The organism is Faecalibacterium taiwanense (genome assembly GCF_036632915.2).
Taxonomy (GTDB): Bacteria; Bacillota; Clostridia; order Oscillospirales; family Ruminococcaceae; genus Faecalibacterium; species Faecalibacterium taiwanense.
Map to the genome: position 1 here is coordinate 448,387 of NZ_CP155552.1, position 22,432 is coordinate 470,818.

Consider the following 22,432-nt stretch of genomic DNA (forward strand, 5'->3'; position numbering starts at 1 on the left):
AGGTGTATAAGATACTTCTATGAAAAAACTGCCGAATTTTGTCAAATGGATCATCATTCTGGCGGCACTGGCTGCAATGGGCTGGATGATGTGGGCTGTGAATGATCGTGCCTCCCGGGTGGAAATGCCCGCACCGGATAATACATTCGGAATTTATCGCACAGCAGATTCCAGCCAGTAAATCATTTGGAATGGCCGCAGCATTGCGGGCAGAAACGATGCTCTATAGAAAAAGCAAAAGCCGGGACGACCACACGGTCATCCCGGCTTTAAAATTATTCCTGATTATTCCTGCCCGGCCATCTCGGCTGCATTGGCGGGCAGGTCGTTCATGATGAACCAGAACGTAGTGCCCATGCCAATGGCGCTCTGCACACCAAAGCGGAAGCCGTGCTGCTGGAAGATGGCCTTGGTGATGGAAAGGCCCAGACCGGTGCCCTGCTTGCCGGCATCCGAACGGGAGCGGTAGTACCGATCAAAGATATAGGGCAGGTCGTCGGCAGAGATGCCGGGGCCGTGGTCCTCCACCTCTACCCGCACGCCCTCGGTGCAGCGCTGGGCCCGCAGGATGAAGATGCCGTCTTTGCCGATGTGGTGCATGGCGTTGCCCAGCAGGTTATGCAGTGCGCGCTGCATCATGTTGGGGTCTGCGTAAACGGGCAGTTCCTCGTCCGGCAGCTCCAACTGGAGCTGCCAGCCGTTCTGGGCGCAGATGGCATCGTACCGTTCGCTCACCTCGTCGCACAGCTGGCCCATATCAAAGTGCACGCGCTCGCATTTGTCGGCACCGCTGGTCACCTTGCTCAGCTCCATCACGCTGGAGACCAGTGCGGTCAGGCGGTCGGTCTCGTCCACGATAATGTTCATCTGCTCATCGCGGTGGGCCTTGTCGTCGCCGGTAATGTCGCGCACCGTCTCGGCATAGCCCTTGATAAGGGTCAGCGGGGTGCGCAGGTCGTGGGAGACGTTGGCCAGCAGATCGCGCTGCATCTGCGAAGAATGCTGCACCTCGCTTGCCATGTGGTTGAAGTCCCGGGCCAGATCGCCCAGCTCATCGCTGCGGCGGGTATCCACCTGCACGGCATAGTTGCCCATGGCCATCTGGCGGGCAGCGCTGGAAAGCTGGCGCAGCGGCTTTGTGAACCACTCACTGAACAGCCATGCCGCCGTCATGGCAAAGGCAAAGATCAGCGCCGCTGCCATGGGCAGCACGGTGCTCAGCACCCTGCCGGCTTCGGCCACATGCACAAGGCTGGTAGTGACCAGAACGGTGTACTCGCCGCCGGAGGTGTTGCGCCCTACCAGCAGCTGTGCCGAGCCGGAGAGCCGCGGCGGATTCAGGGTCTGCACAAAGCCGCCGGTGGTGCGGCATTTCTTGCGCATGGCCACAGCGGTGGAAACGATCATATCGTTGTTGGCGGAATCCGAGAGCAGCGTTTCGTGCAGGTTGCAGTAGGACTGGTTCTCGATCTTATAGATCGTGCGCATGGTGGTATCGGAAATATCCACACAGAAGCTGTTCAGCGAACCGCTGGCGTACAGCTGAGTGGCAAGCCGGTCAAAAAACGCGGTGTTGACCGTAAGATGGCCAAAAGACCATGCCGAAAGGGCTTCGCCGTTTGCAATAGCCTTGTCCAGCTCGGCGGTGATGCTTTCTGCCTGAGTGGTCAGCTGTTTTTCAATGTGCTTGGTGTACAGCGGTTCCAGCAGCTGGGTGGACAGAAACCACACCAGTGCCAGCAGGAACAGACAGATACAACACAAAAACCACATCAGCTGGCCGCGGATGCCGGGGGAGTGATGGTGCCGCATGAATCCTCCACTCCTTTATCAGCGCGTTGCGTCGGGGTCGAATTTGTAGCCGATGCCCCACACGGTAGCAATGTAGCTGCGGCACTTGCCCAGATGGCCCCGCAGCATTTTGACATGGGTATCCACGGTGCGGTCCTCGCCAAAGTAGTCGTAGTTCCACACCTTCTGCAGGATCTTTTCACGGCTGAGGGCGATGCCCTTGTTGGAAGCAAGGAACACCAGCAGGTCGAACTCCTTGGGGGTCAGGGCCACCTCCTCGCCGGAAACGCGCACCGTGTGGCTGGCCGTGTCGATGGTCAGCTCACCAAAGGTCATGGTGTCGGAGGCAGCGGCGGGCTTGGGCATGGTGCGGTTCAGCACGGCCTTGACGCGGGCTACCAGCTCACGGGGAGAGAAGGGCTTGACAACGTAGTCGTCGGCACCGCTCTCCAGGCCGGCCAGCTTGTCGTATTCCTCGCCGCGGGCGGTCAGGATGATGACCGGCGTGTTGATGTGGCGGGCGCGCATCTCCCGCAGGCAGGTCATACCGTCCATGAACGGCATCATCAGGTCCAGAATGACCAGATCGAAGGCTCCGCCGGAAAGCTGGGTCAGCGCAGCTGTGCCGTCGGCGGCTTCTTCACAGATATAACCGGAATATTGTAAATGTTCACGGATCAGCTCGCGGATGCGCGGCTCATCGTCAACGATCAGGATCTTAGCCATAATACAGACACCTTCCTCAATAATAGACTTCTTGACCAGAATATCATACAGCAAGAATAAAAAAAGCTGTGAAGTTTGCGTGAATGCTTTTCAAAAAAAGTGCCCGCAGCGGCGGGCTGCTTCCAGTACCAGTATACCACAGAAAAACGGCCCTGCACAGCCAGAGTTTGCGGGGCAGACCGCAGGCCCAGCCGGATGGTGGTGCTTTCCGACCTGCACAATTCCGAGTTTGGCGCATATAATAGTGAGCTTGTGGATAAGGTGCGGCGGCGCTGGCCTGCTTTTATCTGCGCATCCCGGTGGGCCATGTGGAAGCCGGACTGCGCACCTACGATCTGGATTCCCCCTATCCGGAGGAGCTCAACCGGCAGGCGGTGGGCGTGCTGGCAAAATACAACTTCGCGCCCACCGAGCAGGCCAAGCAGAACCTGCTGCGGGAGTGGTTCAGCTGGTGGACGGCACCGAGAACATTTCCAGCGTGGCACACTGCATGATTCGACTGCGGTTCGCGGTCAAGGACCTGAACAAGGCCGATCAGGAAGCGCTGAAGAAAATCCCCGGCGTGCTGTCCGTCACCCCAGCGGCATGATGTTCTGCGGTGCAGTGCCCAGAAACGCCGGTGTCTCCGGCGACGCAGCGGTCAGGTTCGTCTTGCTCACCTTCCACCACAGGCGGGTGGTGCCGTCCGGCGCGGTAAAGATCAGGTTCCAGTCAAAGGGATTCTCGCTGGTGGAGTTCAGCTGCACCGGAAGAGCGTTCGGCGCAGCTGGTGCGCAGGGGGCAAAGTCGTGGGCGCGGATGCCCACGGCGGTGCAGGTTTCCGGTACCTCGGCGGCAAGGTGAAGGGGCGCATCCCAGCCGGTCAGGCGCACGGTGTGGGCATCCACGCGGGTACAGGACAGAATGTTCTTGCAGCCGGTCAGCCGTGCGGCGGTGGTGCTCTGCGGGTCTGCAAACACCTCTTTGGTGCCGCCGGTGCGCAGCACCTGCCCGCCATCCATCACGATCATATCCCGGCACAGGCGGTAGGCTTCGTCACGGTTGTGTGTGACCAGCAGCGCCGTGCCGCCAAACCCGGCCAGCAGGCTGCCCACTTCGCCCTCCATTTCCTCGCGCAGGTAGCTGTCCAGCGCACTGAACGGCTCGTCCAGCATCAGAATTTTGGGCCTGCCCACAAGGATGCGTGCCAGCGCGGTGCGCTGCTGCTGTCCGCCGGAAAGCTGGGCCGGGTAGCGCTTGGCAAGGGATTCCAGCCGCATGGCCTGCAGCATTTCGGCGCAGCGGGCCTTACGGGCGGCCTTGTCTTTTTCGGCTTTCAGGCCGCAGAGCACGTTCTGCTCCACGGTCATGTTGGGGAACAATGCGTAGTTCTGGAACAGCAGGCCCACGCCGCGCTGCTGCGGCGGCAGGTCGATGTGCTGGGCGCTGTCAAACAGCACCCGGCCGTCCAGTACGATGCGGCCCGCATCCGGCTTTACGATACCGGCAATGCAGCGCAGGGTCATGCTTTTGCCGCAGCCGGACGCGCCCAGAATGGCCGTGGCGGTGCTGCGCGCGGCAAAGTTGGCGTGAAGGGTAAAGCCATCCAGCTTTTTGGTAATGTTCACTTCAAGACTCATGCGCGGCCACCTGCTTTCTGTTTTTTCTCCAGCAGATTCACGGCCAGCAGCACCACTGCCGAGATCACGATATCCACCAGCACCCAGCGCATGGCACCGGCTTCGTCGTTGGTGCGCCACAGCTGGTACACGGTGGTGGCAATGGTGGCGGTCTTGCCGGGGGTGTAGCCTGCGATCATGCTGGTGGCACCGTACTCGCCCAGCGCGCGGGCAAAGGCCAGCACCGTGCCGGCCAGAATGCCTTGACGGCAGCAGGGCATCCGCACCCGCCAGAAGATCCACACGTCCGACTGGCCCAGCGTTTGCGCCGACCATGCCAGCGTTTCGTCAAAGCTTTCAAACGCGCCGCGCGCCGTGCGGTACATCAGCGGAAAGGCCACCACGATGGATGCAAAGATGGCACTGTACCAGTTCATGACCAGCTTCACGCCGAAATGCTCCATGAAAAAGGCACCCAGCGGCCGCTTTGCGCCGAACAAAAGCAGTAGAAAATAGCCCACCACCGTGGGCGGCAGCACCATGGGCAGGGTGAGCACCACGTCCAGCGCGCCCTTGACAGTGCGCGGCAGCTTGGCAATATAGTAGGCGGCAAAAATGCCAAGGAAGAACACCGCCGCGCAGCTGACGAGGGCGATGCGCAGGCTGTTCCAAAGGGGATACCAGTCCATAAATGATACCTCCGAATAAAAAGGCTTCCCCCGGAGGGGAAGCTCTGAAAAACAACGGATTTACAGTGCGGTGAAGCCCACGCTCTCGAACACGGTCGCGGCGCGGTCGGTCTGCAGATAGGCCAGAAACTCCCTGGCAGCCTCGGCGTTGGGGGCGGCCTTCAGCACGGCGGCAGGGTAGATCACCTGACCGCACATCTCCTTGGTGGCCTCATCCACGGGGGTCAGGCCTGCGCTGTAGGCATCGGTGCAGTACACGACACCGGCATCCACGCTGGCTTCGGTGATCTGGGTGGTGACCTCCTTGACGTTGGAGCCGTAGGTGATGACACCGGCTGCGGCCAGTGCTTCCTCGTCCAGAGCGTAGTAGGCAAGGATCTTCTGGGTGTACTGGCCCACGGGCACATCGCTGTTGCCCATGCAGAACAGAATGTCCCCGGCCTTGAGGTGCTCGGCCAGAGAATCGAAGCTGTCGATGCCCTTATTGCCATTCTCGGGCACGCACAGAACGACCTTGTTCTCCAGCAGGTCCACGCGGGAATCGCTGTCCACGAAGTCCAGTCCTTCGGTGTTCACATCGGCGGAAGCGGTGCTGTCCAGCTGGTTCATCTGCTTCTGACCGGCGGAGATGAACAGGTCGCAGTCCGCGCCTTCCTGGATCTGGGTCTTGAGGGTGCCGGAGGAGTCGAAGTTGAAGCTGAAGGTCACGCCGGGGTTCTCGGCAGAGTAGATCTCGCCGATGGCGGTGAGGGTCTCGGTGAGGGATGCGGCGGCAAACACGATCAGCTCCATGGATCCACCGGCAGCTTCAGAAGAAGCAGCGGCAGAGCCTGCCACGGAAGATGCAGTGCTGGAAGCGGAGGAGCCGCAGGCGGTCAGGGCCGCAGCGGCACCGGCGATACCGGCAGCAGCCAGAAAGCTGCGGCGGGAAATTTTAGTGTTGTTCATGATAAGCGCTCCTGTTTTTAAAATGAATCTTTGCATTTGATACGGTACAGGATGCGGTGCCGCCCACCGGGATACTTTTTTACTTCCGGGCGCATTCGCCGTCCAGCCCGGCGGCAAGGCGGATGCCGTGCGCAAGGCTGGGCAGGATGTACTCGAGGTTTTCTTTTACGGCCTTAGGGCTGCCCGGCAGGTTCACGATCAGGGTCTTGCCGCGCAGCACACTGGCGGCACGGCTCAGCATCCCGCGCGGTGTGATGGTAAGGCTATGGTACCGCATGGCCTCGGCAATGCCGGGCGCGTTGCGTTCGGCTACGCTCAAAGTCACCTCCGGGGTGATATCCCGGGGTGCAAAGCCGGTGCCGCCGGTGGTGAGGATCAGGTTCACCTGACGGGCATCCGCAAGGCGCAGCAGCTGGGTTTTGAGCTGGGCGGCATCGTCCGGCAGAAGCAGCGTTTCTTCCACCTTGTAGCCTGTGGCGGTGAGCATCTCCACAATGAGTGGGCCGCTTTTGTCCTCCCGTTCGCCGTGGCTGCCCTTATCAGAAAGGGTGATCACCGCCGCGCGCAGGGGCAGGTCTGCCGGGGTGGGCAGCAGCTTCATCTCGTCGCCGGTGTGGATGGTGCCGCCTTTTACCACCCGTGCGAACACGCCCTCCCGCGGCATGATGCAGTCGCCGGTCTGCCGGCGGATGGCGCAGTCGCTGTGGCACTCCTTGCCGATCTGGGTCATTTCCAGCACGGCATCCCCAATGGCAAAAAAGCTGGGCACCGGCAGGGTGGCAAGATCGAACCCTTCCACCACCAGATTTTCGCCAAAGGCACCGTAGTCCACCCAGAGCTTTTGACGGAAAGCTTCAATTTTTTCTGCGCTCAGCAGGCTGACCTGCCGGTGCCAGCTGCCGCCGTGGGCATCGCCCACAATACCCCACTCCGGGGTGAGAACAGCGGACGGCACCGGCGTTTTCAAGGTGCCGCGCCGGGGGCTTGTGCAGATAGCCAGAATTTTACCCATAAATTTGTGTTATCCTCCGATCCGGTACATCCCTCGTGTGGCGGGCATAGAGCCTTGGCCGAAGTGATGTTCCCGGGGTTTTGCCAGAATCGTGTTTTGAATGGCCTGCAAAAGGGCCGCGTCGTCCGCGCCGCTGCGCAGCAGAGCACGCAGGTCGGTGCCGGATTCGCTGGCAAGGCACGGACGCAGAAAGCCCTGACTTGTCAGCCGCACCCGGTTGCAGGAAGCGCAGAATTTGCCGTGCACGGCAGCAATCAACCCGATGCTGCCGCGCCAGCCGGGCGCAGAATAATACACCGCCGGCCCATCGCCAAAGGCCGCACCGGTCACCGGCTGCAGCCGCGGCCAGCGGCGGTAAAAGCGCTCCAGCAGTTCCGGGCCGGAAAGGCCGGGCAGCCCGGCACCAAAGCCAATGGGCATCATCTCAATAAAGCGCACCTGCAGCGGATGCTCCTGTGCGAAGGCAGCAAGGCTTTCCAGCTCGCCCTCGTTCACGCCGGGCTGCGGCACACAGTTCAGCTTGACCGGAATGCCGCTGGCAAGGGCCGCCCGGATGCCGTTTTGCACGGCGGCAAGCTCGTCTTTGCCGGTGATGCGCCGGAAGGTCTCCGGGTGCAAGGTGTCAAGGCTGATGTTCACGCTGTCAAGGCCCGCCGCCAGCAGGGCGGGCAGCTTCTGGGCCAGCAGCACGCCGTTGGTGGTAAGGGCAACGCGGCGGATGCCGGGAATGGCTTTCAGGCCCGCCGTCAGTTGTTCCACGCCCCGGCGCACCAGCGGTTCACCGCCGGTGATGCGCACCGTGTCGATGCCGCACTGGGCGAACAGCGCAGCCAGCCGCAGAAATTCCTCATAGGTCAGAATATCTTCGTGGGCCAGCTTTGGCACGCCGTCCGGCATACAGTAGCGGCAGCGCAGGTTGCACAGGTCGGTGACCGAAAGGCGCAGATAGTGGATATTGCGGCCGTATGCATCAAACATAGCCGCCCTCGGCCCGCACATAGTGCCCGCTCTTGCCGCCGGTCTTCTCGACCAAGTGGATCTCGCCCAGCTCCATGCCCTTATCCACGGCCTTGCACATATCGTAGATGGTGAGCAGCGCGGCAGAAACGCCGGTCAGAGCTTCCATTTCCACGCCGGTCACGCCGATGGTCCTGGCGGTGCACACGGCCTCTACGGCCTGCTGTTCGGGCAGAAGGTGAAAATCCACAGTCAGCTTGCTCAGCGGCAGCGGATGGCACAGGGGGATCAGCTCACTGGTGCGCTTGGCCGCCATGATGCCTGCAATGCGGGCCACGCCCAGCACGTCGCCCTTCTGGGCGGTGCCGTCCCGAACAGCGGCAAAGGCTGCCGCATTCATAGTGATGATGCCGCGGGCCACAGCCTGCCGTGCAGTGACGGGCTTTTCGCTCACATCCACCATCACGGCGCTGCCGGACGCATCAAAATGAGAAAGTTTTGTTTCGCTCATAATTTTTACCTTGATAAAGCTCTCCCCTTTGGGAGAGCTGGCAAAGCCGTAAGGCTTTGACTGAGAGGGTTTCAGCAATGCCCGAAGCCGCAGTTGGGCCAGTGGCATTCGGCGCAGCCTAAGCACAGCCCGCCCTCGCCCAGCCGGGCAATGTCCTCGGCAGTGATGGGGTCGTCGGCCAGCAGGCGCGGCAGCAGCAGGTCAAAAATGGTGCGCTTGGCGTACATCACGCAGCCGGGCAGGCCGCACACCGGCACACCGTCCAGATAGCTCACAAGGAACATGGCACCCGGCAGCACCGGTGCGCCATAGGTGATGATCTCGGCACCGGTGTTCTTGATGGCAAGCGGCGTGCGGTCGTCGGGGTCTACGCTCATGCCGCCGGTGGTAAAGATCATCTCGCAGCCTGCGGCCTTTGCTTCCAGAATGGCGGCGGTGATCCCGGCGGGGTCATCGTCGCAGGTTTTGTGATAGGTCATCTCGCAGCCGTATTCAGCCAGCTTGCCCACCAGAACGGGGGTGAATTTGTCCTCGATGCGTCCCTTGAATACCTCGCTGCCGGTGGTGATGACCGCAAACTTTTTCGGGTGGAAAGGCAGCACGTTCAGGATGGGTTCGCTGCCTGCTGCGGCCTGCATGGCATCCATCTTCTCCTGCTCGATCACCAGCGGGATGATGCGGGTGCCGGCCAGCTTCTGGCCCTTTTTCACGGGCAGGTCGCCGTGGATGGTAGCGATCATCATTTGGGGTGTGCGGTTCACGGCCAGCAGGGCGGCGCGGTCGATCTTCAAAAGACCGTCGCAGTCGGCAACCAGTTCGATCTTGCCTTCCTTCGGCTCAGTGCCGTGGATGTTGCGGCCCGCTGCTGCCTTGTACAAAAGGGCAGCGGCTTCGTCCTCGTGCAGGATGCCGGGGCGCTTCTCCCAGACATAGAGATTCTCTTTGCCAATGGAGAGCAACACGGGAATATCCTCCGGCTGGACGATGTGCCCTTTGCGGAAGCGTGCTCCCTTGAACTGGCCGGGAATGATCTGTGTGATGTCGTGGCAGAGCACCTGCCCGACAGCGTCTTCGGTACGGATGAGTTTCATGCAGAACCTCCGTTACAGGGACGGCATCTGGTTCTCGATCCAGTCTGCCAGAGCAGTAGGATCGTCCAGTGCAAAATCAGCGCCCGGCACATCGCCCACGATGGCCATGGGCTGGAACGCGGTGCCCACCGGGCTGACCGAGCTGCGCACCACCTCGATCTTGGCCCAGCCGCTGTCGCCAAAGCCTTCCAGCAGTACAAGGTCGTAGCCGTGGCGCTCGAACAAAGCCAGCAGGTCCTGCTCGTTCAGGCGGAACTGCTCGGTAAGCAGATAGCGCCCGGCAGTAAACACGGCCACACCCTCGGCACCGGCCTCATGCAGGCGGTCGGTCTCGGCGGGTAGGCGCAGATCGTCAGCCTCGCGGATCACGCCCACCTTCAGCCCGCGGCTCTTGAGCACCGGCAGCAGCGTGGCCAGCAGAGCGGTCTTGCCGCTGCCTGCGGAACCGCTGACAGCCAGCACTGCCGGATGCTTGAAGCTCAGTTCGGCGGCAAGCGCCTGTTTCTGTTCACTGTACAAAAGTATCACCCTCCGTTTTATCCCATCGGCAAAAACTGCCGGTTCACTCCTCAATGCGCACAAAGCGCGGCTGCACTTTGCCGTCCCGCTCCACGGTCTCGCACCACATGGCGGCAGGACGCACCCAAAGCCCGCGTTCCCCGTACAGGGCGCGGTACACCACCATTTCCTCTTCGGTCTCGCTGTGGCGGGCCATGCCCAGCACTTCGTATTCGTTGCCCTTGAAATGCCGGTAGCGGCCCGGCTGCACATTATATTTGAATGCTTCCATGTTATCCTCTTTTACACTGACACGCGGCATTCCGGTGCAGAATGCCATATTTATAATCAGTATAGCATATTTCAGCACGGCAAAAAAGGCTTTGGCAGGAAAGATGGAGAAAAAGGCGGCAGGCGGCGGCAAAAGCCGGGAGACAGAGTTGGGTGCTTGAACTGCCGCGCCACAGATGCTATACTGAAACGATAAGGGGATACCCCCCTGAAAAAGCTCTGAAGATAAAGGAAAAAGCCCTATGAGGATCGGACTTATTGAATTTCTGCTCATCCTTGCCATTGCGTCGCTCACCATCGGGCCGCAGGTGGCATTGTTCGTGGATCGCTGGATGCGCCGGGCAAACCGCGCCAATGCCCGCGCCGCCCGCCGCCGTGCCGAGTATGCGGCCCAGATGGCGGTGGAGCGGGACGCGTTGCTCAAGCGGTTCCGCACGGCCAGCACGGTGTTTGGCGTGTGCATCCTGCTGGCGCTGGTGTATGCACTGGTGTTCCGGCCCATCGATACGCCGCCACAAGGCTACACCGCGCCGGATGTCCGGCAGGACACCGGTGCAGCACAGACGGCTCTTGCCGCCGATCATAAGGGAACGCTGGATCTGGGCGAATATCAGGGTGTGGACTGCATCCGCACACAGGACGGCCTTGTGTATGCCGCAGCATACGACGGCGCAGCCTTAAAAAAGCGCACGAGCGACCTTGTGCGCACCGACGGCGGACACGATGCGGCCATCCTTTCCGTGGACGGTGAGCTGACCGGTTTTGCCTTTGACGGCAGCGGGGACCTGTGGCTGAGCATCCTCACGCCCGGCGGCGGCAGCCTGTGCCGCGCCGCCCACGACAGCTGGGGCACGGCGGTGGAGCAGGTGGTGACCCAGATCGACGGTGCACCGCTGGGGGCTGTCTCAGCGGTGGAAGCCGCGCCGGACGGCAGGATCTACTTTGCGGTTGCTGCCAGTGCCAGTGCCGCGGACGGGCTGGAGAGCACTCTGCGCACCGAACTGCTGGCCCACACCGGCACGGGCTGCGTGTATGTATACGACCCGGCAGCACGCACGGTGCAGAAGGTGCTGGGCGGTGTGGCCGGTGCTTCCGGGCTGGCCCTGAGCCGGGACGGCAGCACGCTGTTCGTGGCTGACCTTGGGAACCGCTGTGTGTGGAGCGCTGCCGCCGATGCCCGCGACCTGACGGCGGGCGGTAAAAACTGCCAGAGCTTTGTTTCCGGCCTGCCGGGGTATCCCGGTGCGCTTGCTATGGATGAAGACGGCACCCTGTACATCGGCTACCGGTGGGCGCGCAGCAGCTGGCTGGAAAAGAACGCCGACAGCACCCTGCTGCGGGGCATTGCCCTGCGTGCAGGCCGGAATCTGCAGGAAAAGCTATTCAGCCTGCCTGCCGATGCGCCCTGCGCGGAAGCTGTAGATACGGCAGACGGCAGCTGGAAGCGGACGGTCTCCAGCAAGGGTGCAGGCGGTGTGACAGCTCTGTGCCCGGTGGAGAGCAGGCTGTATCTCGGCCTTGCAGGCAGCGAAAAGGTGCGCAGTGCAAATCTTTGATCTTTGATAAAAAACGAGGTGTTTTTTATGACAGAAGAATTCAAAAACAAATCGAGACGCAGGCCCGGCAGGCAGTGACCGAACTGCTGGCCGAAGCAAAGCTGAAAAAGGGCGATGTGTTCGTGGTGGGCTGCTCGTCCAGCGAGATCGTGGGCGGGCACATCGGCAAGGATTCCAGTCTGGAAGCCGCGCAGGCCGTGTACGCGGGCCTTGCCCCAGTGCTGGCCGAAAACGGCATCTGGCTGGCCGCGCAGTGCTGTGAGCATCTGAACCGCGCTATTATCATCGAGCGGGAAGCCGCCGAAAAATACGGCTGGGAAGAGGTGTGCGTGGTGCCGCGCCCCCACGCAGGCGGCAGCTGGGCCACTACCTGCTGGAAGAAGTTCCGGGAGCCGGTGGCCGTGGAAGAGATCCGTGCCCATGCAGGCATTGATATCGGCGGCACCCTGATCGGGATGCACCTGAAGCGGGTGGCTGTGCCGGTGCGGCTGAGCCTTTCCAAAATTGGTGAAGCGAACATCCTGTGCGCCCGCACCCGCCCGAAACTCATCGGCGGCGAACGCGCCAAGTATACCGAGGAGGACTGAGCATCATGGCAGAAAAGAATCTGGAACAGATGCAGGAGGCCGTGGCAGAGATCCGGGAAAAGATGGCAGCCGCGGCCCGTGAAGCAGGCCGCGACCCGGCAGCGGTGCAGCTGTGCGCCGCCTGCAAGACCCGCACGGCACAGACCGTGGCTGCAAGCGCAGCCCTGCCCATCGATGTGTTCGGTGAGAACCATGTGCAGGAGCTGTGCGCAAACTTTGACGCAGGTGCTTACTGCGGCAAGCCCAGCCACTTTATCGGCCATCTGCAGACGAACAAAATTAAAAAGTGCTGGGCCGTGCCAGCCTCATCCAAAGCGTGGACAGCGAGCATCTGCTGAACGCCATCGAGAAGGAAGCAGCCAAGGCCGGCATCGTGCAGAACGTGCTGCTGGAGGTGAACATCGGCGGCGAGGAGAGCAAGACCGGCGTGGCACCGGAAGCGCTCTGGCCGCTGCTGGATGCTGCTGCCGCACAGGAGCACATCCGGGTCAAGGGGCTGATGGCCATTCCGCCCGTGAACGACGATGATGCCCGCAACCGCCGCTATCTGGCCGAGGTGTACAAGCTGTTTGTGCAGGCCGGAGAGCGCGGCTATTCCAACGTGTCCATGGAGACCCTCTCCATGGGCATGAGCGGCGACTTTGAAAACGCCATCCGGGAGGGCGCCACCCTCGTGCGCATCGGCACCGCCATCTACGGCGAGCGGGATTACAGTAAAAAGTAAGAGAACGAACCCTCTCCGTCATTGCTGCGCAATGCCACCTCCCCGAAAGGGGGAGGTTTTGTACAGCTTCCCGAAAGATGCAAAGGCTCCCCCTCTCGGGGGAGCTGGCGAACGAAGTGAGCCTGAGAGGGTTTTACAACAGGAGGAACCATGTCAAAAACCAAAATCAACGACCCCGGGGCGCACCACGCAGGCAGCGGTGCGCTGATCCGGCGTTTTCTGCCCTATCTGGCAAAGTACAAAATGACCCTGTTTCTGGACCTGTTCTGTGCGGCGCTGACCACCCTGTGTGACATCGTGCTGCCCAAGATCATGAGCACCATCACCAACGCCGCCATGGGCGTGGGCATCACTCTGACGGCGGGCATCGTGCTGCGGCTGGCAGCACTCTATTTTGTGCTGCGCATCATCGACGGTGCAGCCAGCTATTACATGTCCAGCATCGGTCATATCATGGGCGTGCACATCGAGACGGATATGCGCCGCGATGCCTTTGACCACCTGCTCAAGCTGGACCACACCTACTACAACAACACCAAGGTAGGCACCATCATGGGCCGCATCACCAACGACCTGTTCGATGTGACCGAGTTTGCCCACCACTGCCCGGAGGAATTTTTCATTGCGGCCATCAAGATCGTGGTGTCCTTTATTATCCTGTGCCGGGCCAGTGTGCCGCTGACGCTGGCGGTGTTCGCCTGCGTGCCGCTGATGGGCGTGGTGTCCGTTTACCTGAACGGACGGCTGCGGGCGCGGTTCCGCCAGCAGCGCGTGCAGATCGGCGAGCTGAACTCCACCATCGAGGACAGCCTGCTGGGGCAGGGTGTCGTGAAGGCCTTTGCCGCCGAGGATGAGGAACGCGAGAAGTTTGCAAAGGGCAACAGGGATTTTGAGCAGATCAAGACCCTCGGCTACTACGCCATGGGTGCCTTCAACACCTCCACCCGCCTGTTCGACGGCCTGATGTATCTGGTGGTCATTCTGGCAGGCGGCCTCTCGCTGGTGTACGGCAGGATCACCGCCGGTGACATGGTGGCCTATATGCTGTACGTCACCACCCTTATTGCCACCATCCGCCGCATCGTGGAGTTTGCCGAGCAGTTCCAGCGCGGCATGACCGGCATCGAGCGCTTTGCCGAGATCATGGACACCCCTGTGACCATCGGCGACGCCCCGGATGCGGTACCGCTGCAGCCCGGCCCCGGTGACATCCGGTTTGAAAACGTCAGCTTTGAGTACCCGGATGACCACAACAAGGTGCTGCACAACGTCAGTCTGGATATCCGGCCGGGCGAACGGCTGGCGTTGGTCGGCCCTTCGGGCGGCGGCAAGACCACCCTGTGCAACCTCATCCCCCGCTTCTACGAGGTGACCAGTGGCCGCATCCTGATCGATGGGCAGGACATCCGCCATGTCACCCTGAAAAGCCTGCGGCAGGATATCGGCATCGTGCAGCAGGACGTGTATCTGTTCAGCGGCACGGTGGCCCAAAACATCGCCTACGGCAAGCCCGGCGCCACCCGCGAAGAGATCATGGAAGCGGCGCGTCTGGCCGGAGCGGAAAAGTTCATTCTGGCCCTGAAGGATGGCTTTGATACCTATGTGGGTGAGCGCGGTGTCAAGCTCTCCGGCGGACAGAAGCAGCGCATCGCCATTGCGCGGGTGTTCCTGAAGAACCCGCCCATCCTCATTCTGGACGAGGCCACCAGCGCACTGGACAACGAAAGCGAGATCCTGGTGGGCCAGAGCCTTGAAAAGCTGGCCCATGGCCGCACCACCCTGACCATCGCCCACCGCCTGACCACCATCAAGGACTACGACCGCATCCTTGTGCTGGGCGAAGAGGGCATCGTAGAATCCGGCACCCACGACCAGCTGCTGGCAAAGCAGGGCGTCTACTACCGCCTGTGGAATCAGCTGCCGGGGGAAGATACGCTGTAAATTTTATTGAACGTACAAAGAAAAACCCGGAAACGACCGTCGTTTCCGGGTTCTTAAGTTTCTGAAAAAATACCGCTGAATTATTCGCCCACGATCAGGCGCACAGAACCATAGATACCGGCATCGTTGCCGAGGATGGCGGGCACGATGGGGGTCTCACGGCAGGACTTGAAGGCATAGACCTTGAAATGCTCCCGCAGCGGGGCAAACAGCACCTCGCCTGCACGGGACACACCGCCGCCGATCATGAACATTTCCGGGTCCACGGTGTTGGCCACATTGGCCAGCGCCATGCCCAGCGTGTCGGTCATCTCGTCCACCTCACGGGCGGCAAGGGCGTCGCCATTGCGGGCGGCATCAAACACGTCCTTGGCGGCAAACTCGGTGCCGCGCAGGGTGCAGGGAGTATCCGGGTTCTCGTCCAGCAGCTTCTTCATGCAGCGCACAACGCCGGTGGCACTGGAATACTGCTCCAGACATCCGTGCTTGCCGCAGCCGCAGGCAGCGGTCTCGTGGCGGTCCACGGTGATGTGGCCGATCTCGCCGCCGGCACCGTGGGTGCCATCAATGACCTTGCCGTTGACGATGACACCACCGCCCACGCCGGTGCCCAGCGTGACCATGACCGCGCTGCGGCAGCCCTTGGCGGCACCCATCCAGATCTCGCCCAGAGCGGCCACGTTGGCATCGTTGCCCACCAGAACCTTGATGCCGCCCAGCATGGTGCTCAGCTCTTCGGCTACGTTGTGCTTGCCCCAGCCGCCGAGGTTTGCACAGATGATGGGCACGATGCGGCTGTCCAACACAGGGCCGGGCACGCCCACGCCCACGCCCTCTACCTGCTCAGCGGCAAGGCCTTTTTCCTGCATCTTGCCCTGCACGGCAGCGGCCAGATTTTTCAGAATGTGCTCACCGGCGTTGGAGGTGTCGGTGGGAACTTCCCACTTTTCCAGCAGTTCGCCGGTGGTCTTGAACAGGCCGATCTTGGCGGTGGTGCCGCCCAGATCGATGCCGAATGCGTATTCTTTCATGTCTCATTTACCTCTTTTTGACGGCCAGCGGCCGCAGTATTTCGCGTGTTCCAGTATACCACACCTACCCGCAAAAGAGCAGTGCCGCTGCGGATTTTCATGCAAACAGACGGAAAACGCAGTGGATATTTGGCACAAATGCCAGTGCTCACCGCACGGTGTTGGTCAGGCTGCCAATGCCGTCGATTTCGCAGCGCACCGTGTCGCCGGGCTTCAGAAACTGCGGCGGGTCCATGCCCATGCCCACGCCTGCCGGGGTGCCGGTGGCAATGATGGTGCCGGCCTTCAGGGTCATGCCCTGAGTCAGCTCGTGGATCACGTGGTCGATATCAAAGATCTGCAGGCCGGTGTTCGAGTCCTGCCGCTTTTCGCCGTTGACGAAGCTTCGGATGCCGAGCTTGGGCGGGTAGGTGTCGAATTCGTCTGCGGTAACGATGCAGGGGCCGATGGGCGTGAAGCCGTCCAGACTTTTGCCGAAATACCACTGCTTGTGGGCGGTCTGCACATCGCGGGCGGAAACATCGTTCAGGATGGTGTAGCCGAACACATAGTCTTTTGTCTGCCCGGCGGGCACATCCCTGGCATCTTTGCCCAGAACCACAGCCAGTTCGCATTCGTAGTCCAGCTTCTGCACAAGGTCAGTGTGAGCTTCAATAAAGCCGCCGTCCGGCACAGCGCGGGAAACGCGCTTGGAAAAATAAATGGCATCCTGATGTTTGGTTGCAAAGGCATCGGCAGAGTATTTCTCCGCTTCGTCCGAGTGGGCCATGTAGTTGATGCCAAGGCACACTACATCCTGCGCCGGGCAGGGAATAGGGCTTTGCAGCTGCACGGCATCCACGGGCAGGGCCGGGATGCCCGCAATGGCAAGCTGCAGGCCTGCCCGCACCTGCGGGGTCAGAAAGGGGATGGCATCGGACAAGGTTTCATAGGAAAGGCCCAGCCAGCTCAGCGGCCAGATCTGTGTGCCGTCCGGCGAAAGAATGGCCGGATCTTCTACGCCGTCCGGCAGGCGGCAGGTGACAAAACGCATTTCAGTTTCCTCCCTCAGTGGCGGTAGGCGATGGCGTTCTGGATGCGGTCGGCCTCAGCCTGCCCGGCCAGCTGGCGCACCAGCTCCAGCGCAAAGGGGATGGCACCGCCCAGACCGTAGCTGGTGGTGATATTGCCGTCCACTACCACTTCGGTATCCAGCACCTCGGCACCGGCCAATTTGTCTTGGAAACCGGCGTGCGCCGTGGCTTTTCTGCCCTCCAGCAGGCCGAGAGATGCCAGCACGCTGGGTGCTGCGCAGATGGCAGCTACCTTTTTGCCGCTCTTTGCAAAGGAAACGCAGGTGTCGGTAACGGTCTTGTTGGCGGCAAGGTTCGGGGTGCCGGGGATGCCGCCGGGCAGCACCACCATGTCCACATCCGAATAATCCACCTCTTCGGCCAGTGCGTCGGCGGTGATATGCACCTTGTGGCTGCTCACGATCTCGCGGCTGCCGGATGCGCTGGCCACGGTCACCTCCACCTTGGCGCGGCGCAGCAGATCGACCACCAGCAGGGCTTCACATTCCTCGGTGCCCTCGGCAAAAAATACAACAGCTTTGCTCATAAAAATCAAACCTCCCTGATTTCTGATGAAGACGGCGCATCTGCGCCGCATGAGGAAAAACGATAGAAGTACCCCGCTGGCGTGGGGACTTCTGCCTTCCCGGTTGAATGATAAAAGCCGCATACCGCACGGGCGGCACGCGGCATGGTTTGTGTGGAAGTTCAGTTTTGATCGTCGGCAGCTTTTTCCGCTTCCAGCAAGGCGCGTAACACGCTGTCGTTGGCACTCAGCACCCGGCTTACCCGGCTGATGATGGCGCTGGATGCACCGGTCTTATCCATGATCTCGGTGTAGATGCGCTTGTCCACCAGCATTTCAGCAATGTTGTAGCGCTGCTCCATTGCGCTCAGCTCGGAATAGCTGCACACATCCTGTAAAAAACGGTAGCACTGTTCCGGGGTCTTGAGCTGCAAAAATGCCTGATACAGACCGGACTGGCCGGTAGGATGATCTTTTGCCATGTTGTTCTCCTTTTTTGCAGATGCCGCCCACAGGCAGACACTTTATTACACTACACCAGTGTAGTACAAACGGGGAGAAATTTCAATAGCATTTGCGGCTTTTTAGCCCAGCGTGTGCTCAAATACCACTTCGTCCCGGGGGACGGTGCCGTTTTCCTGCTCGGCGGGCTTTAAATTGCGGTAGCGCAGGGCCTTGAAGAACTGCTGCACCGGCAGGGCCTTGGCGTGCACGGTACACCACACACGGCCCTTGCCCTCGCCGCGGGCCAGCCGCTCGCAGGAGAGCACGATGTCCCGGCCCAGTGCCTTGCCGCGGTATTCGGGCCTGAGGTACAGGTGCATCAGATGCAGGGCGGTGTTCTCCATCTTCCACGCAAAGTAGCCGATGGTCTTGCCGCCCAGAACCACGAGGAAGTAGTTCACATCGTTGTCGATGTCCTCCTCAATGGCATCGGCGCTCTGCAGCTCTTCCACAAGGGTGTCCAGCTGCTTTGCGGGATAGTAGCGCTTGTACACCTCGTGCCAGAGCTCACTGGCAAGGTCGGCGGTGGCGTGGATGTATTTGGCCTTGGCGACCAGCTTGTAATCAGGCTTCATAGTTCTCCTTATACTTTTACGATATAATCCGGCTTGCGGGGGCGGCGGGCTTGGGGTCTGCAGCAGGATAGCCCAGAATGCAGTGGCCGACGCCGACCCAATCGCCCTCGATGCCCCACTGCCGGAGCAGGGCCTTGCCCTCGTCGGATTCAAACTCTTCCTTTGCGCGGTTGATCCAGCAGCTGCCCAGCCCCAGCGAGGCCGCGGCCAGCATCAGATTGCCCATGACAAGGCTGCCGTCCTGCACGGCATTTTTGGAACCGGCATCGGCCAGCACTACCAGAATGGTAGGAGCGCCGTACATAGGGTCGGTGTCCTTGCCCATGACAGCGGCGTTCATGCGGGTGAGCTGGGCGCGGGTGGCAGCGTCCTGCACCACCACGATCTTTGCGCTCTGGCGGCCCATGGCGCTGGCAGCGTAGGTGCCGGCTTCCAGCACGGCATTCAGCTCTTCGTCGGTGATCTGCTCCGGCTTATAGGCACGGCAGCTGCGGCGGCTTTTAATGGTTTCCAAGGTTTCGTTGGTCATTCCAAATCCCTCCCTAAAAGCGTGTGCCTTTATTGTATCACAAGACAGGCCGGAGTGTAAAGAAATTCCCTGCAGAGACGGTTTTGTTGCGCGTAAACGTTATCGTTGCGGGAATCATGTCAAAATGCACAATAAAACGTAAAAAGATTATGGAAAAGCATTCTTGCTGCCAAAGGACAAATACGCTATAATAGGGCTACCAAACTGGAAAGGAGTCGTGCTCTATGGCAAAGGCATCGCAGGCAGTCATTCTGGAAAATGAATTTTATATCATCAAAGCCCCCAATGGAAAGGTACTGGAAGTAAAGAACTTCAACACCGAGAACGGCGCGGCCATCCAGCTGTGGAGCTATGCAGGCCATCCGTGGCAGCAGTGGCAGTTCGTGGATGCAGGCGAGGGCCGCTGGCGCATCTGCAACCGCTTTACCGGCAAGATGATGGATCTGGCCCTTGGCGGTGTGGTGGAGGGCACATGGCTGCACCAGTGGGACCGTACCAGCGGGCTGAGTCAGTGCTGGGCGCTGGAGCCCACCCGCAGCGGGCGCACCCGCATCCGCAATGTGCTGGCGGATAAATACATTGACCTTGTGGGCATGAACACCGCCAACGGTGCACAGGCCCAGATCTGGAACTTTGTAGCAGGCGGCAATCAGGAGTGGACGCTGGAACGCATCGATCCGGACACCGCCCAGAGCGGCCGCCGCGCCGAGGAGGCCAAAGACCCGCAGCCCACGCCCAGCCAGCGCAAGCATCAGAACGACCTTGTGCGCAAGCTGAACAATGCGGGCAAGGGAAGAGCAAGCCGGAAGGGGCAATGATTTTAAATTGCCGCCGCGTTGCTCTGGCATATTCAGAGGAAAAAGTTATTTTTGGTTTGCACCCCCGGCAAAGCCTGCGGGCTTTGCCGGGGGTGTTTTTTCACGGGAGAGGCCGCAGCGAAAAACGGCATTTTCCACAAAAACAAGATCAAAAGGAGAACTCAATGAATCTAGGAGCCTTCATGAACCCGGAATTTCCCATTTTCAGCACCACGCTGTGCTATCTGGAACGGGACGATGCCTACCTGATGCTGCACCGCATCAAAAAGCAGGACGACTACAACCACGACAAATGGATCGGCGTGGGCGGAAAGTTTGAGCGGTTTGAAAGCCCGGAGGACTGTCTGCTGCGGGAAGTGAAGGAGGAGACCGGCCTGACGCTGAAGCGCTTCCGCGCCCGGGGTCTGCTGACCTTTATTTGGGGCAACATGACCGAGTTCATCCACCTGTACACCGCTGATGAATGGACGGGCGAGATGGTGCAGGGCGATGCCTGCAGGGAAGGCGTGCTGGAATGGGTGCCGAAGGATAAGGCGGCTGAACTGCCCATCTGGGAGGGCGACAAAATCTTCTTCCGGCTGCTGAATGAGGAACGGCCTTATTTCTCCCTCAAGCTGGTGTATGAAGGCGACACCCTCACGCAGGCAGTGCTGGACGGGAAACGAATCGTTTGAGCGCTTCCTGTGCAGAGCGTAGGCGTGTGGGTTGGGTTTAATGGCTTTTGAAAAATGTATCGCCGCTGGGTACGTTCTCTTTTGCGTGCCAAAAGAGAACCAGAAACCGCTACTTTCGAGGCGCGGGAGGCACGAACTAGGGGCTGCTCGCCCCTAGTAACCCCAAAGCAGTTGGACTCCATACAAAAAATCCAAGTCGCTGCGCTAGAGGATTTTTTGTGTTGCGCCGATTTTGAGTCGCTTACGCGACGAACCGTGCGGGCAAGCTTGTGCTCCATCTGCTGCGCGACAGCTGCAGGCTGACGGTAGCAAAAGGCTGTTCACCGCCCGGCCCCTTATCGTGAAAAGGCAACGCCGGAATGACCGCAGTCATTCCGGCGTTGCTATATATAAAAATATTTTTCCGCTGATATTGTCAGAGCGAAGCGGAGACAATTCTAAAAATCAGTTCAGCTTCAGATCGCCCTCTTTGATCCAGCCCAGCTTGCGCTCGATCTCGCAGAAGATCACGCTCAGCACGGCGGGCAGAACAAAGCACAGCAGCACCATGGCAGCCCAGTCCATCGGGGTGATGGCGGCTTTGGTACCGGCGGCAATGTCGCTGACCCAGCCGGTGTACACGCCGATCTGGCCCACCAGACCGCAGGTGCCCATGCCGGAAGAGACAGCGGCACCGTTCATCTCAAAGTGGAACACACAGGTGGCCAGCGGGCCGGTGATGGCACTGGCCAGTGTGGGCGCGATCCAGATACGGGGGTTCTTGACGATGTTGCCCATCTGCAGCATGCTGGTGCCAAGGCCCTGACTGACCAGACCGCCCACACCGTTCTCCTTGTAGCTCATCACGGCAAAGCCGATCATCTGGGCGCAGCAGCCTGCTACGGCGGCACCGCCGGCAAGGCCGGTCAGACCCAGCGCGGCGCAGATGGCGGCAGAGGAAATGGGCAGGGTCAGCGCCACGCCCACAATGACGGATACCAGAATGCCCATGACCAGCGGAGCCTGTTCGGTGGCCCACATGATCAGGGTGCCCACCTGACTTGCGGCAGCGCCAATGGGTGCGGCGATCAGCATGGAAAGGCCCACGCCGGAAAAAATGGTCACCAGCGGGGTCACGAGGATGTCCACGCGGGTCTCCTTGCTCACGGCCTTGCCCAGCTCGGAAGCTACGATGGCAATGATGAGCACGGCCAGCGGGCCGCCTGCGCCGCCCAGAGCATTGGCCGAGTAGCCTACGGTGATCAGGCTGAACAGCACCAGCGGCGGGCAGTGCAGCGCCCAGCCAATGGCGCAGGCCATGGCCGGGCCGCTCATGGCCGTGGCGTAACCGCCAAGGTCTACCAGCACGTCAAGGCCGGTCTGCTGGCCCAGCGTCTTGATGATGGTGCCGATCAGCAGGCTGGCAAACAGGCCCTGCGCCATGGCACCCAGCGCTTCAATGAGATAGCGCTGCGGGGTGATGACGATATCCTTGCGTTTTAAGAAATCTTTCACATTTGACATGAGAAACTGCCTTTCTGTTTCAAGATGGTGGATTCAATGCAAAAACTGCATGTCAAGTATAATACCATACACATGTCAAGACAACAAGACAAAATGCTGTTTTTGCTGGAAATATCTGCAATTTTTGGCTTTGTGCAATGTTTTTGCGGGCTGAGACGTATCTATTTTGGAGCATTTTCTGATACCGGGGCGGCAGCTTTTCGGAGCTGCGCTTTGCAGTGTGCGGCAATTGACGGGGGCTTGCCCGCGGGTGTATACTGAAAGAGTATTGAGAAGATGAAACGCTGCCCTTTTTGTGAA

Annotated in this window: 23 protein-coding genes and 3 pseudogenes; 8 read left to right on the plus strand and 18 right to left on the minus strand. The window is 60.4% G+C overall.

Going from position 1 to position 22,432, the window contains the following annotated elements:
* The first annotated feature begins 19 nt into the window (after nucleotides 1-19).
* Nucleotides 20-181 (plus strand): hypothetical protein, encoded by a 162-nt coding sequence (locus PXT33_RS02085; RefSeq protein WP_165852638.1) that lies wholly within the window; start codon nucleotides 20-22, stop codon nucleotides 179-181.
* 104 nt (nucleotides 182-285) lie between these two features.
* On the opposite strand, the gene PXT33_RS02090 is transcribed toward PXT33_RS02085, so the two are convergent.
* Both PXT33_RS02090 and PXT33_RS02095 read right to left on the minus strand, forming a co-directional pair.
* Nucleotides 286-1,812 (minus strand): cell wall metabolism sensor histidine kinase WalK, encoded by a 1,527-nt coding sequence (locus tag PXT33_RS02090; protein WP_207698826.1) that lies wholly within the window; start codon nucleotides 1,810-1,812, stop codon nucleotides 286-288.
* 18 nt (nucleotides 1,813-1,830) lie between these two features.
* Nucleotides 1,831-2,517, minus strand: coding sequence for a response regulator transcription factor (locus PXT33_RS02095; RefSeq protein ID WP_044953253.1), 687 nt, complete (start codon nucleotides 2,515-2,517; stop codon nucleotides 1,831-1,833).
* Nucleotides 2,518-2,786: 269 nt separating this feature from the next.
* Between PXT33_RS02095 and PXT33_RS02100 the strand changes: the two are divergent.
* A pseudogene (locus tag PXT33_RS02100) lies at nucleotides 2,787-2,957 on the plus strand (UDP-N-acetylglucosamine 2-epimerase); the annotation flags it as partial.
* 132 nt (nucleotides 2,958-3,089) lie between these two features.
* Here PXT33_RS02100 and PXT33_RS02105 read toward each other — a convergent pair.
* The 9 genes from PXT33_RS02105 to PXT33_RS02145 all read right to left on the minus strand — a co-directional run bounded on the left by PXT33_RS02105 (nucleotide 3,090) and on the right by PXT33_RS02145 (nucleotide 10,113).
* Nucleotides 3,090-4,136, minus strand: a complete 1,047-nt coding sequence (locus PXT33_RS02105; RefSeq protein ID WP_154256604.1) for a sulfate/molybdate ABC transporter ATP-binding protein — start codon at nucleotides 4,134-4,136, stop codon at nucleotides 3,090-3,092.
* Nucleotides 4,133-4,804, minus strand: a complete 672-nt coding sequence (gene modB, locus PXT33_RS02110) for a molybdate ABC transporter permease subunit (protein ID WP_097774260.1) — start codon at nucleotides 4,802-4,804, stop codon at nucleotides 4,133-4,135. The genes PXT33_RS02105 and modB overlap by 4 nt, the downstream gene beginning before the upstream one ends.
* Nucleotides 4,805-4,864: 60 nt before the next feature.
* On the minus strand, nucleotides 4,865-5,752 hold the full coding sequence (gene modA / locus PXT33_RS02115; protein ID WP_154256602.1) for a molybdate ABC transporter substrate-binding protein: 888 nt from the start codon (nucleotides 5,750-5,752) through the stop codon (nucleotides 4,865-4,867).
* Between the two features lie 79 nt (nucleotides 5,753-5,831).
* Nucleotides 5,832-6,764, minus strand: a complete 933-nt coding sequence (locus PXT33_RS02120) for a molybdopterin-binding protein (protein ID WP_332375859.1) — start codon at nucleotides 6,762-6,764, stop codon at nucleotides 5,832-5,834.
* 9 nt (nucleotides 6,765-6,773) lie between these two features.
* Nucleotides 6,774-7,742, minus strand: a complete 969-nt coding sequence (moaA, locus tag PXT33_RS02125; protein WP_249235418.1) for a GTP 3',8-cyclase MoaA — start codon at nucleotides 7,740-7,742, stop codon at nucleotides 6,774-6,776.
* Nucleotides 7,735-8,232, minus strand: coding sequence for a cyclic pyranopterin monophosphate synthase MoaC (gene moaC, locus PXT33_RS02130; protein ID WP_097774263.1), 498 nt, complete (start codon nucleotides 8,230-8,232; stop codon nucleotides 7,735-7,737). The genes moaA and moaC overlap by 8 nt, the downstream gene beginning before the upstream one ends.
* A gap of 71 nt (nucleotides 8,233-8,303) precedes the next feature.
* Nucleotides 8,304-9,323, minus strand: a complete 1,020-nt coding sequence (locus PXT33_RS02135) for a molybdopterin-binding protein (protein WP_332375860.1) — start codon at nucleotides 9,321-9,323, stop codon at nucleotides 8,304-8,306.
* Between the two features lie 12 nt (nucleotides 9,324-9,335).
* The gene (locus tag PXT33_RS02140) at nucleotides 9,336-9,851 is read right to left on the minus strand and encodes a molybdopterin-guanine dinucleotide biosynthesis protein MobB (protein WP_332375861.1); all 516 of its coding nucleotides are present in this window, start codon (nucleotides 9,849-9,851) and stop codon (nucleotides 9,336-9,338) included.
* 34 nt (nucleotides 9,852-9,885) lie between these two features.
* Nucleotides 9,886-10,113, minus strand: a complete 228-nt coding sequence (locus PXT33_RS02145; RefSeq protein WP_154260621.1) for a DUF1653 domain-containing protein — start codon at nucleotides 10,111-10,113, stop codon at nucleotides 9,886-9,888.
* A 241-nt stretch (nucleotides 10,114-10,354) separates the two neighbouring features.
* Between PXT33_RS02145 and PXT33_RS02150 the strand changes: the two genes are divergently transcribed.
* The 4 genes and pseudogenes from PXT33_RS02150 (at nucleotide 10,355) to PXT33_RS02165 (ending at nucleotide 14,920) form a co-directional block, all read left to right on the plus strand.
* Nucleotides 10,355-11,668 (plus strand): SMP-30/gluconolactonase/LRE family protein, encoded by a 1,314-nt coding sequence (locus PXT33_RS02150; RefSeq protein ID WP_332375862.1) that lies wholly within the window; start codon nucleotides 10,355-10,357, stop codon nucleotides 11,666-11,668.
* 74 nt (nucleotides 11,669-11,742) lie between these two features.
* On the plus strand, nucleotides 11,743-12,255 hold the full coding sequence (locus PXT33_RS02155) for a TIGR01440 family protein (protein WP_405002396.1): 513 nt from the start codon (nucleotides 11,743-11,745) through the stop codon (nucleotides 12,253-12,255).
* Between the two features lie 5 nt (nucleotides 12,256-12,260).
* Nucleotides 12,261-12,979, plus strand: a pseudogene (locus PXT33_RS02160) (YggS family pyridoxal phosphate-dependent enzyme).
* Between the two features lie 150 nt (nucleotides 12,980-13,129).
* Nucleotides 13,130-14,920, plus strand: a complete 1,791-nt coding sequence (locus tag PXT33_RS02165) for an ABC transporter ATP-binding protein (protein ID WP_207698835.1) — start codon at nucleotides 13,130-13,132, stop codon at nucleotides 14,918-14,920.
* Between the two features lie 80 nt (nucleotides 14,921-15,000).
* Here the strand turns inward: PXT33_RS02165 and PXT33_RS02170 are convergent, their stop codons facing one another.
* The 6 genes and pseudogenes from PXT33_RS02170 to PXT33_RS02195 all read right to left on the minus strand — a co-directional run bounded on the left by PXT33_RS02170 (nucleotide 15,001) and on the right by PXT33_RS02195 (nucleotide 19,137).
* A complete protein-coding gene (locus tag PXT33_RS02170) occupies nucleotides 15,001-15,951 on the minus strand; it encodes an ROK family glucokinase (protein ID WP_332375864.1) in 951 nt (316 codons plus the stop codon).
* A 148-nt stretch (nucleotides 15,952-16,099) separates the two neighbouring features.
* Complete coding sequence (locus PXT33_RS02175; RefSeq protein WP_097774273.1) at nucleotides 16,100-16,984, minus strand: fumarylacetoacetate hydrolase family protein; 885 nt, start codon at nucleotides 16,982-16,984, stop codon at nucleotides 16,100-16,102.
* 14 nt (nucleotides 16,985-16,998) lie between these two features.
* Nucleotides 16,999-17,550, minus strand: coding sequence for a DJ-1 family glyoxalase III (locus PXT33_RS02180; RefSeq protein ID WP_097774274.1), 552 nt, complete (start codon nucleotides 17,548-17,550; stop codon nucleotides 16,999-17,001).
* A gap of 161 nt (nucleotides 17,551-17,711) precedes the next feature.
* Nucleotides 17,712-18,011 carry a YerC/YecD family TrpR-related protein gene (locus tag PXT33_RS02185; protein WP_005937644.1) on the minus strand — a complete coding sequence of 100 codons (300 nt, stop codon included), beginning with the start codon at nucleotides 18,009-18,011 and terminating at the stop codon, nucleotides 17,712-17,714.
* Between the two features lie 102 nt (nucleotides 18,012-18,113).
* Complete coding sequence (locus tag PXT33_RS02190) at nucleotides 18,114-18,608, minus strand: GNAT family N-acetyltransferase (protein ID WP_097776984.1); 495 nt, start codon at nucleotides 18,606-18,608, stop codon at nucleotides 18,114-18,116.
* A gap of 8 nt (nucleotides 18,609-18,616) precedes the next feature.
* Nucleotides 18,617-19,137, minus strand: a pseudogene (locus PXT33_RS02195) (nitroreductase family protein).
* A gap of 224 nt (nucleotides 19,138-19,361) precedes the next feature.
* On the opposite strand from PXT33_RS02195, the gene PXT33_RS02200 reads away from it, so the two are divergent.
* Both PXT33_RS02200 and PXT33_RS02205 read left to right on the plus strand, forming a co-directional pair.
* Nucleotides 19,362-19,955 carry an RICIN domain-containing protein gene (locus PXT33_RS02200; RefSeq protein WP_097774277.1) on the plus strand — a complete coding sequence of 198 codons (594 nt, stop codon included), beginning with the start codon at nucleotides 19,362-19,364 and terminating at the stop codon, nucleotides 19,953-19,955.
* Between the two features lie 164 nt (nucleotides 19,956-20,119).
* Nucleotides 20,120-20,629: an 8-oxo-dGTP diphosphatase gene (locus PXT33_RS02205; protein ID WP_044953245.1), complete on the plus strand. Its 510-nt coding sequence runs from the start codon at nucleotides 20,120-20,122 to the stop codon at nucleotides 20,627-20,629.
* Between the two features lie 444 nt (nucleotides 20,630-21,073).
* On the opposite strand, the gene PXT33_RS02210 is transcribed toward PXT33_RS02205, so the two are convergent.
* Nucleotides 21,074-22,132, minus strand: a complete 1,059-nt coding sequence (locus PXT33_RS02210) for a PTS transporter subunit IIC (protein WP_005937634.1) — start codon at nucleotides 22,130-22,132, stop codon at nucleotides 21,074-21,076.
* Nucleotides 22,133-22,432: the final 300 nt, after the last annotated feature.

What these genes read in the sequence shown, in the direction of transcription:
- PXT33_RS02085 (WP_165852638.1), top strand. Translation starts at nt 20, where the DNA reads ATGAAAAAACTGCCGAATTTTGTCAAATGGATCATCATTCTGGCGGCA.
- PXT33_RS02090 (WP_207698826.1), bottom strand. Translation starts at nt 1,812, where the DNA reads ATGCGGCACCATCACTCCCCCGGCATCCGCGGCCAGCTGATGTGGTTT.
- PXT33_RS02095 (WP_044953253.1), bottom strand. Translation starts at nt 2,517, where the DNA reads ATGGCTAAGATCCTGATCGTTGACGATGAGCCGCGCATCCGCGAGCTG.
- PXT33_RS02105 (WP_154256604.1), bottom strand. Translation starts at nt 4,136, where the DNA reads ATGAGTCTTGAAGTGAACATTACCAAAAAGCTGGATGGCTTTACCCTT.
- modB (WP_097774260.1), bottom strand. Translation starts at nt 4,804, where the DNA reads ATGGACTGGTATCCCCTTTGGAACAGCCTGCGCATCGCCCTCGTCAGC.
- modA (WP_154256602.1), bottom strand. Translation starts at nt 5,752, where the DNA reads ATGAACAACACTAAAATTTCCCGCCGCAGCTTTCTGGCTGCTGCCGGT.
- PXT33_RS02120 (WP_332375859.1), bottom strand. Translation starts at nt 6,764, where the DNA reads ATGGGTAAAATTCTGGCTATCTGCACAAGCCCCCGGCGCGGCACCTTG.
- moaA (WP_249235418.1), bottom strand. Translation starts at nt 7,742, where the DNA reads ATGTTTGATGCATACGGCCGCAATATCCACTATCTGCGCCTTTCGGTC.
- moaC (WP_097774263.1), bottom strand. Translation starts at nt 8,232, where the DNA reads ATGAGCGAAACAAAACTTTCTCATTTTGATGCGTCCGGCAGCGCCGTG.
- PXT33_RS02135 (WP_332375860.1), bottom strand. Translation starts at nt 9,323, where the DNA reads ATGAAACTCATCCGTACCGAAGACGCTGTCGGGCAGGTGCTCTGCCAC.
- PXT33_RS02145 (WP_154260621.1), bottom strand. Translation starts at nt 10,113, where the DNA reads ATGGAAGCATTCAAATATAATGTGCAGCCGGGCCGCTACCGGCATTTC.
- PXT33_RS02150 (WP_332375862.1), top strand. Translation starts at nt 10,355, where the DNA reads ATGAGGATCGGACTTATTGAATTTCTGCTCATCCTTGCCATTGCGTCG.
- PXT33_RS02165 (WP_207698835.1), top strand. Translation starts at nt 13,130, where the DNA reads ATGTCAAAAACCAAAATCAACGACCCCGGGGCGCACCACGCAGGCAGC.
- PXT33_RS02170 (WP_332375864.1), bottom strand. Translation starts at nt 15,951, where the DNA reads ATGAAAGAATACGCATTCGGCATCGATCTGGGCGGCACCACCGCCAAG.
- PXT33_RS02175 (WP_097774273.1), bottom strand. Translation starts at nt 16,984, where the DNA reads ATGCGTTTTGTCACCTGCCGCCTGCCGGACGGCGTAGAAGATCCGGCC.
- PXT33_RS02180 (WP_097774274.1), bottom strand. Translation starts at nt 17,550, where the DNA reads ATGAGCAAAGCTGTTGTATTTTTTGCCGAGGGCACCGAGGAATGTGAA.
- PXT33_RS02185 (WP_005937644.1), bottom strand. Translation starts at nt 18,011, where the DNA reads ATGGCAAAAGATCATCCTACCGGCCAGTCCGGTCTGTATCAGGCATTT.
- PXT33_RS02190 (WP_097776984.1), bottom strand. Translation starts at nt 18,608, where the DNA reads ATGAAGCCTGATTACAAGCTGGTCGCCAAGGCCAAATACATCCACGCC.
- PXT33_RS02200 (WP_097774277.1), top strand. Translation starts at nt 19,362, where the DNA reads ATGGCAAAGGCATCGCAGGCAGTCATTCTGGAAAATGAATTTTATATC.
- PXT33_RS02205 (WP_044953245.1), top strand. Translation starts at nt 20,120, where the DNA reads ATGAATCTAGGAGCCTTCATGAACCCGGAATTTCCCATTTTCAGCACC.
- PXT33_RS02210 (WP_005937634.1), bottom strand. Translation starts at nt 22,132, where the DNA reads ATGTCAAATGTGAAAGATTTCTTAAAACGCAAGGATATCGTCATCACC.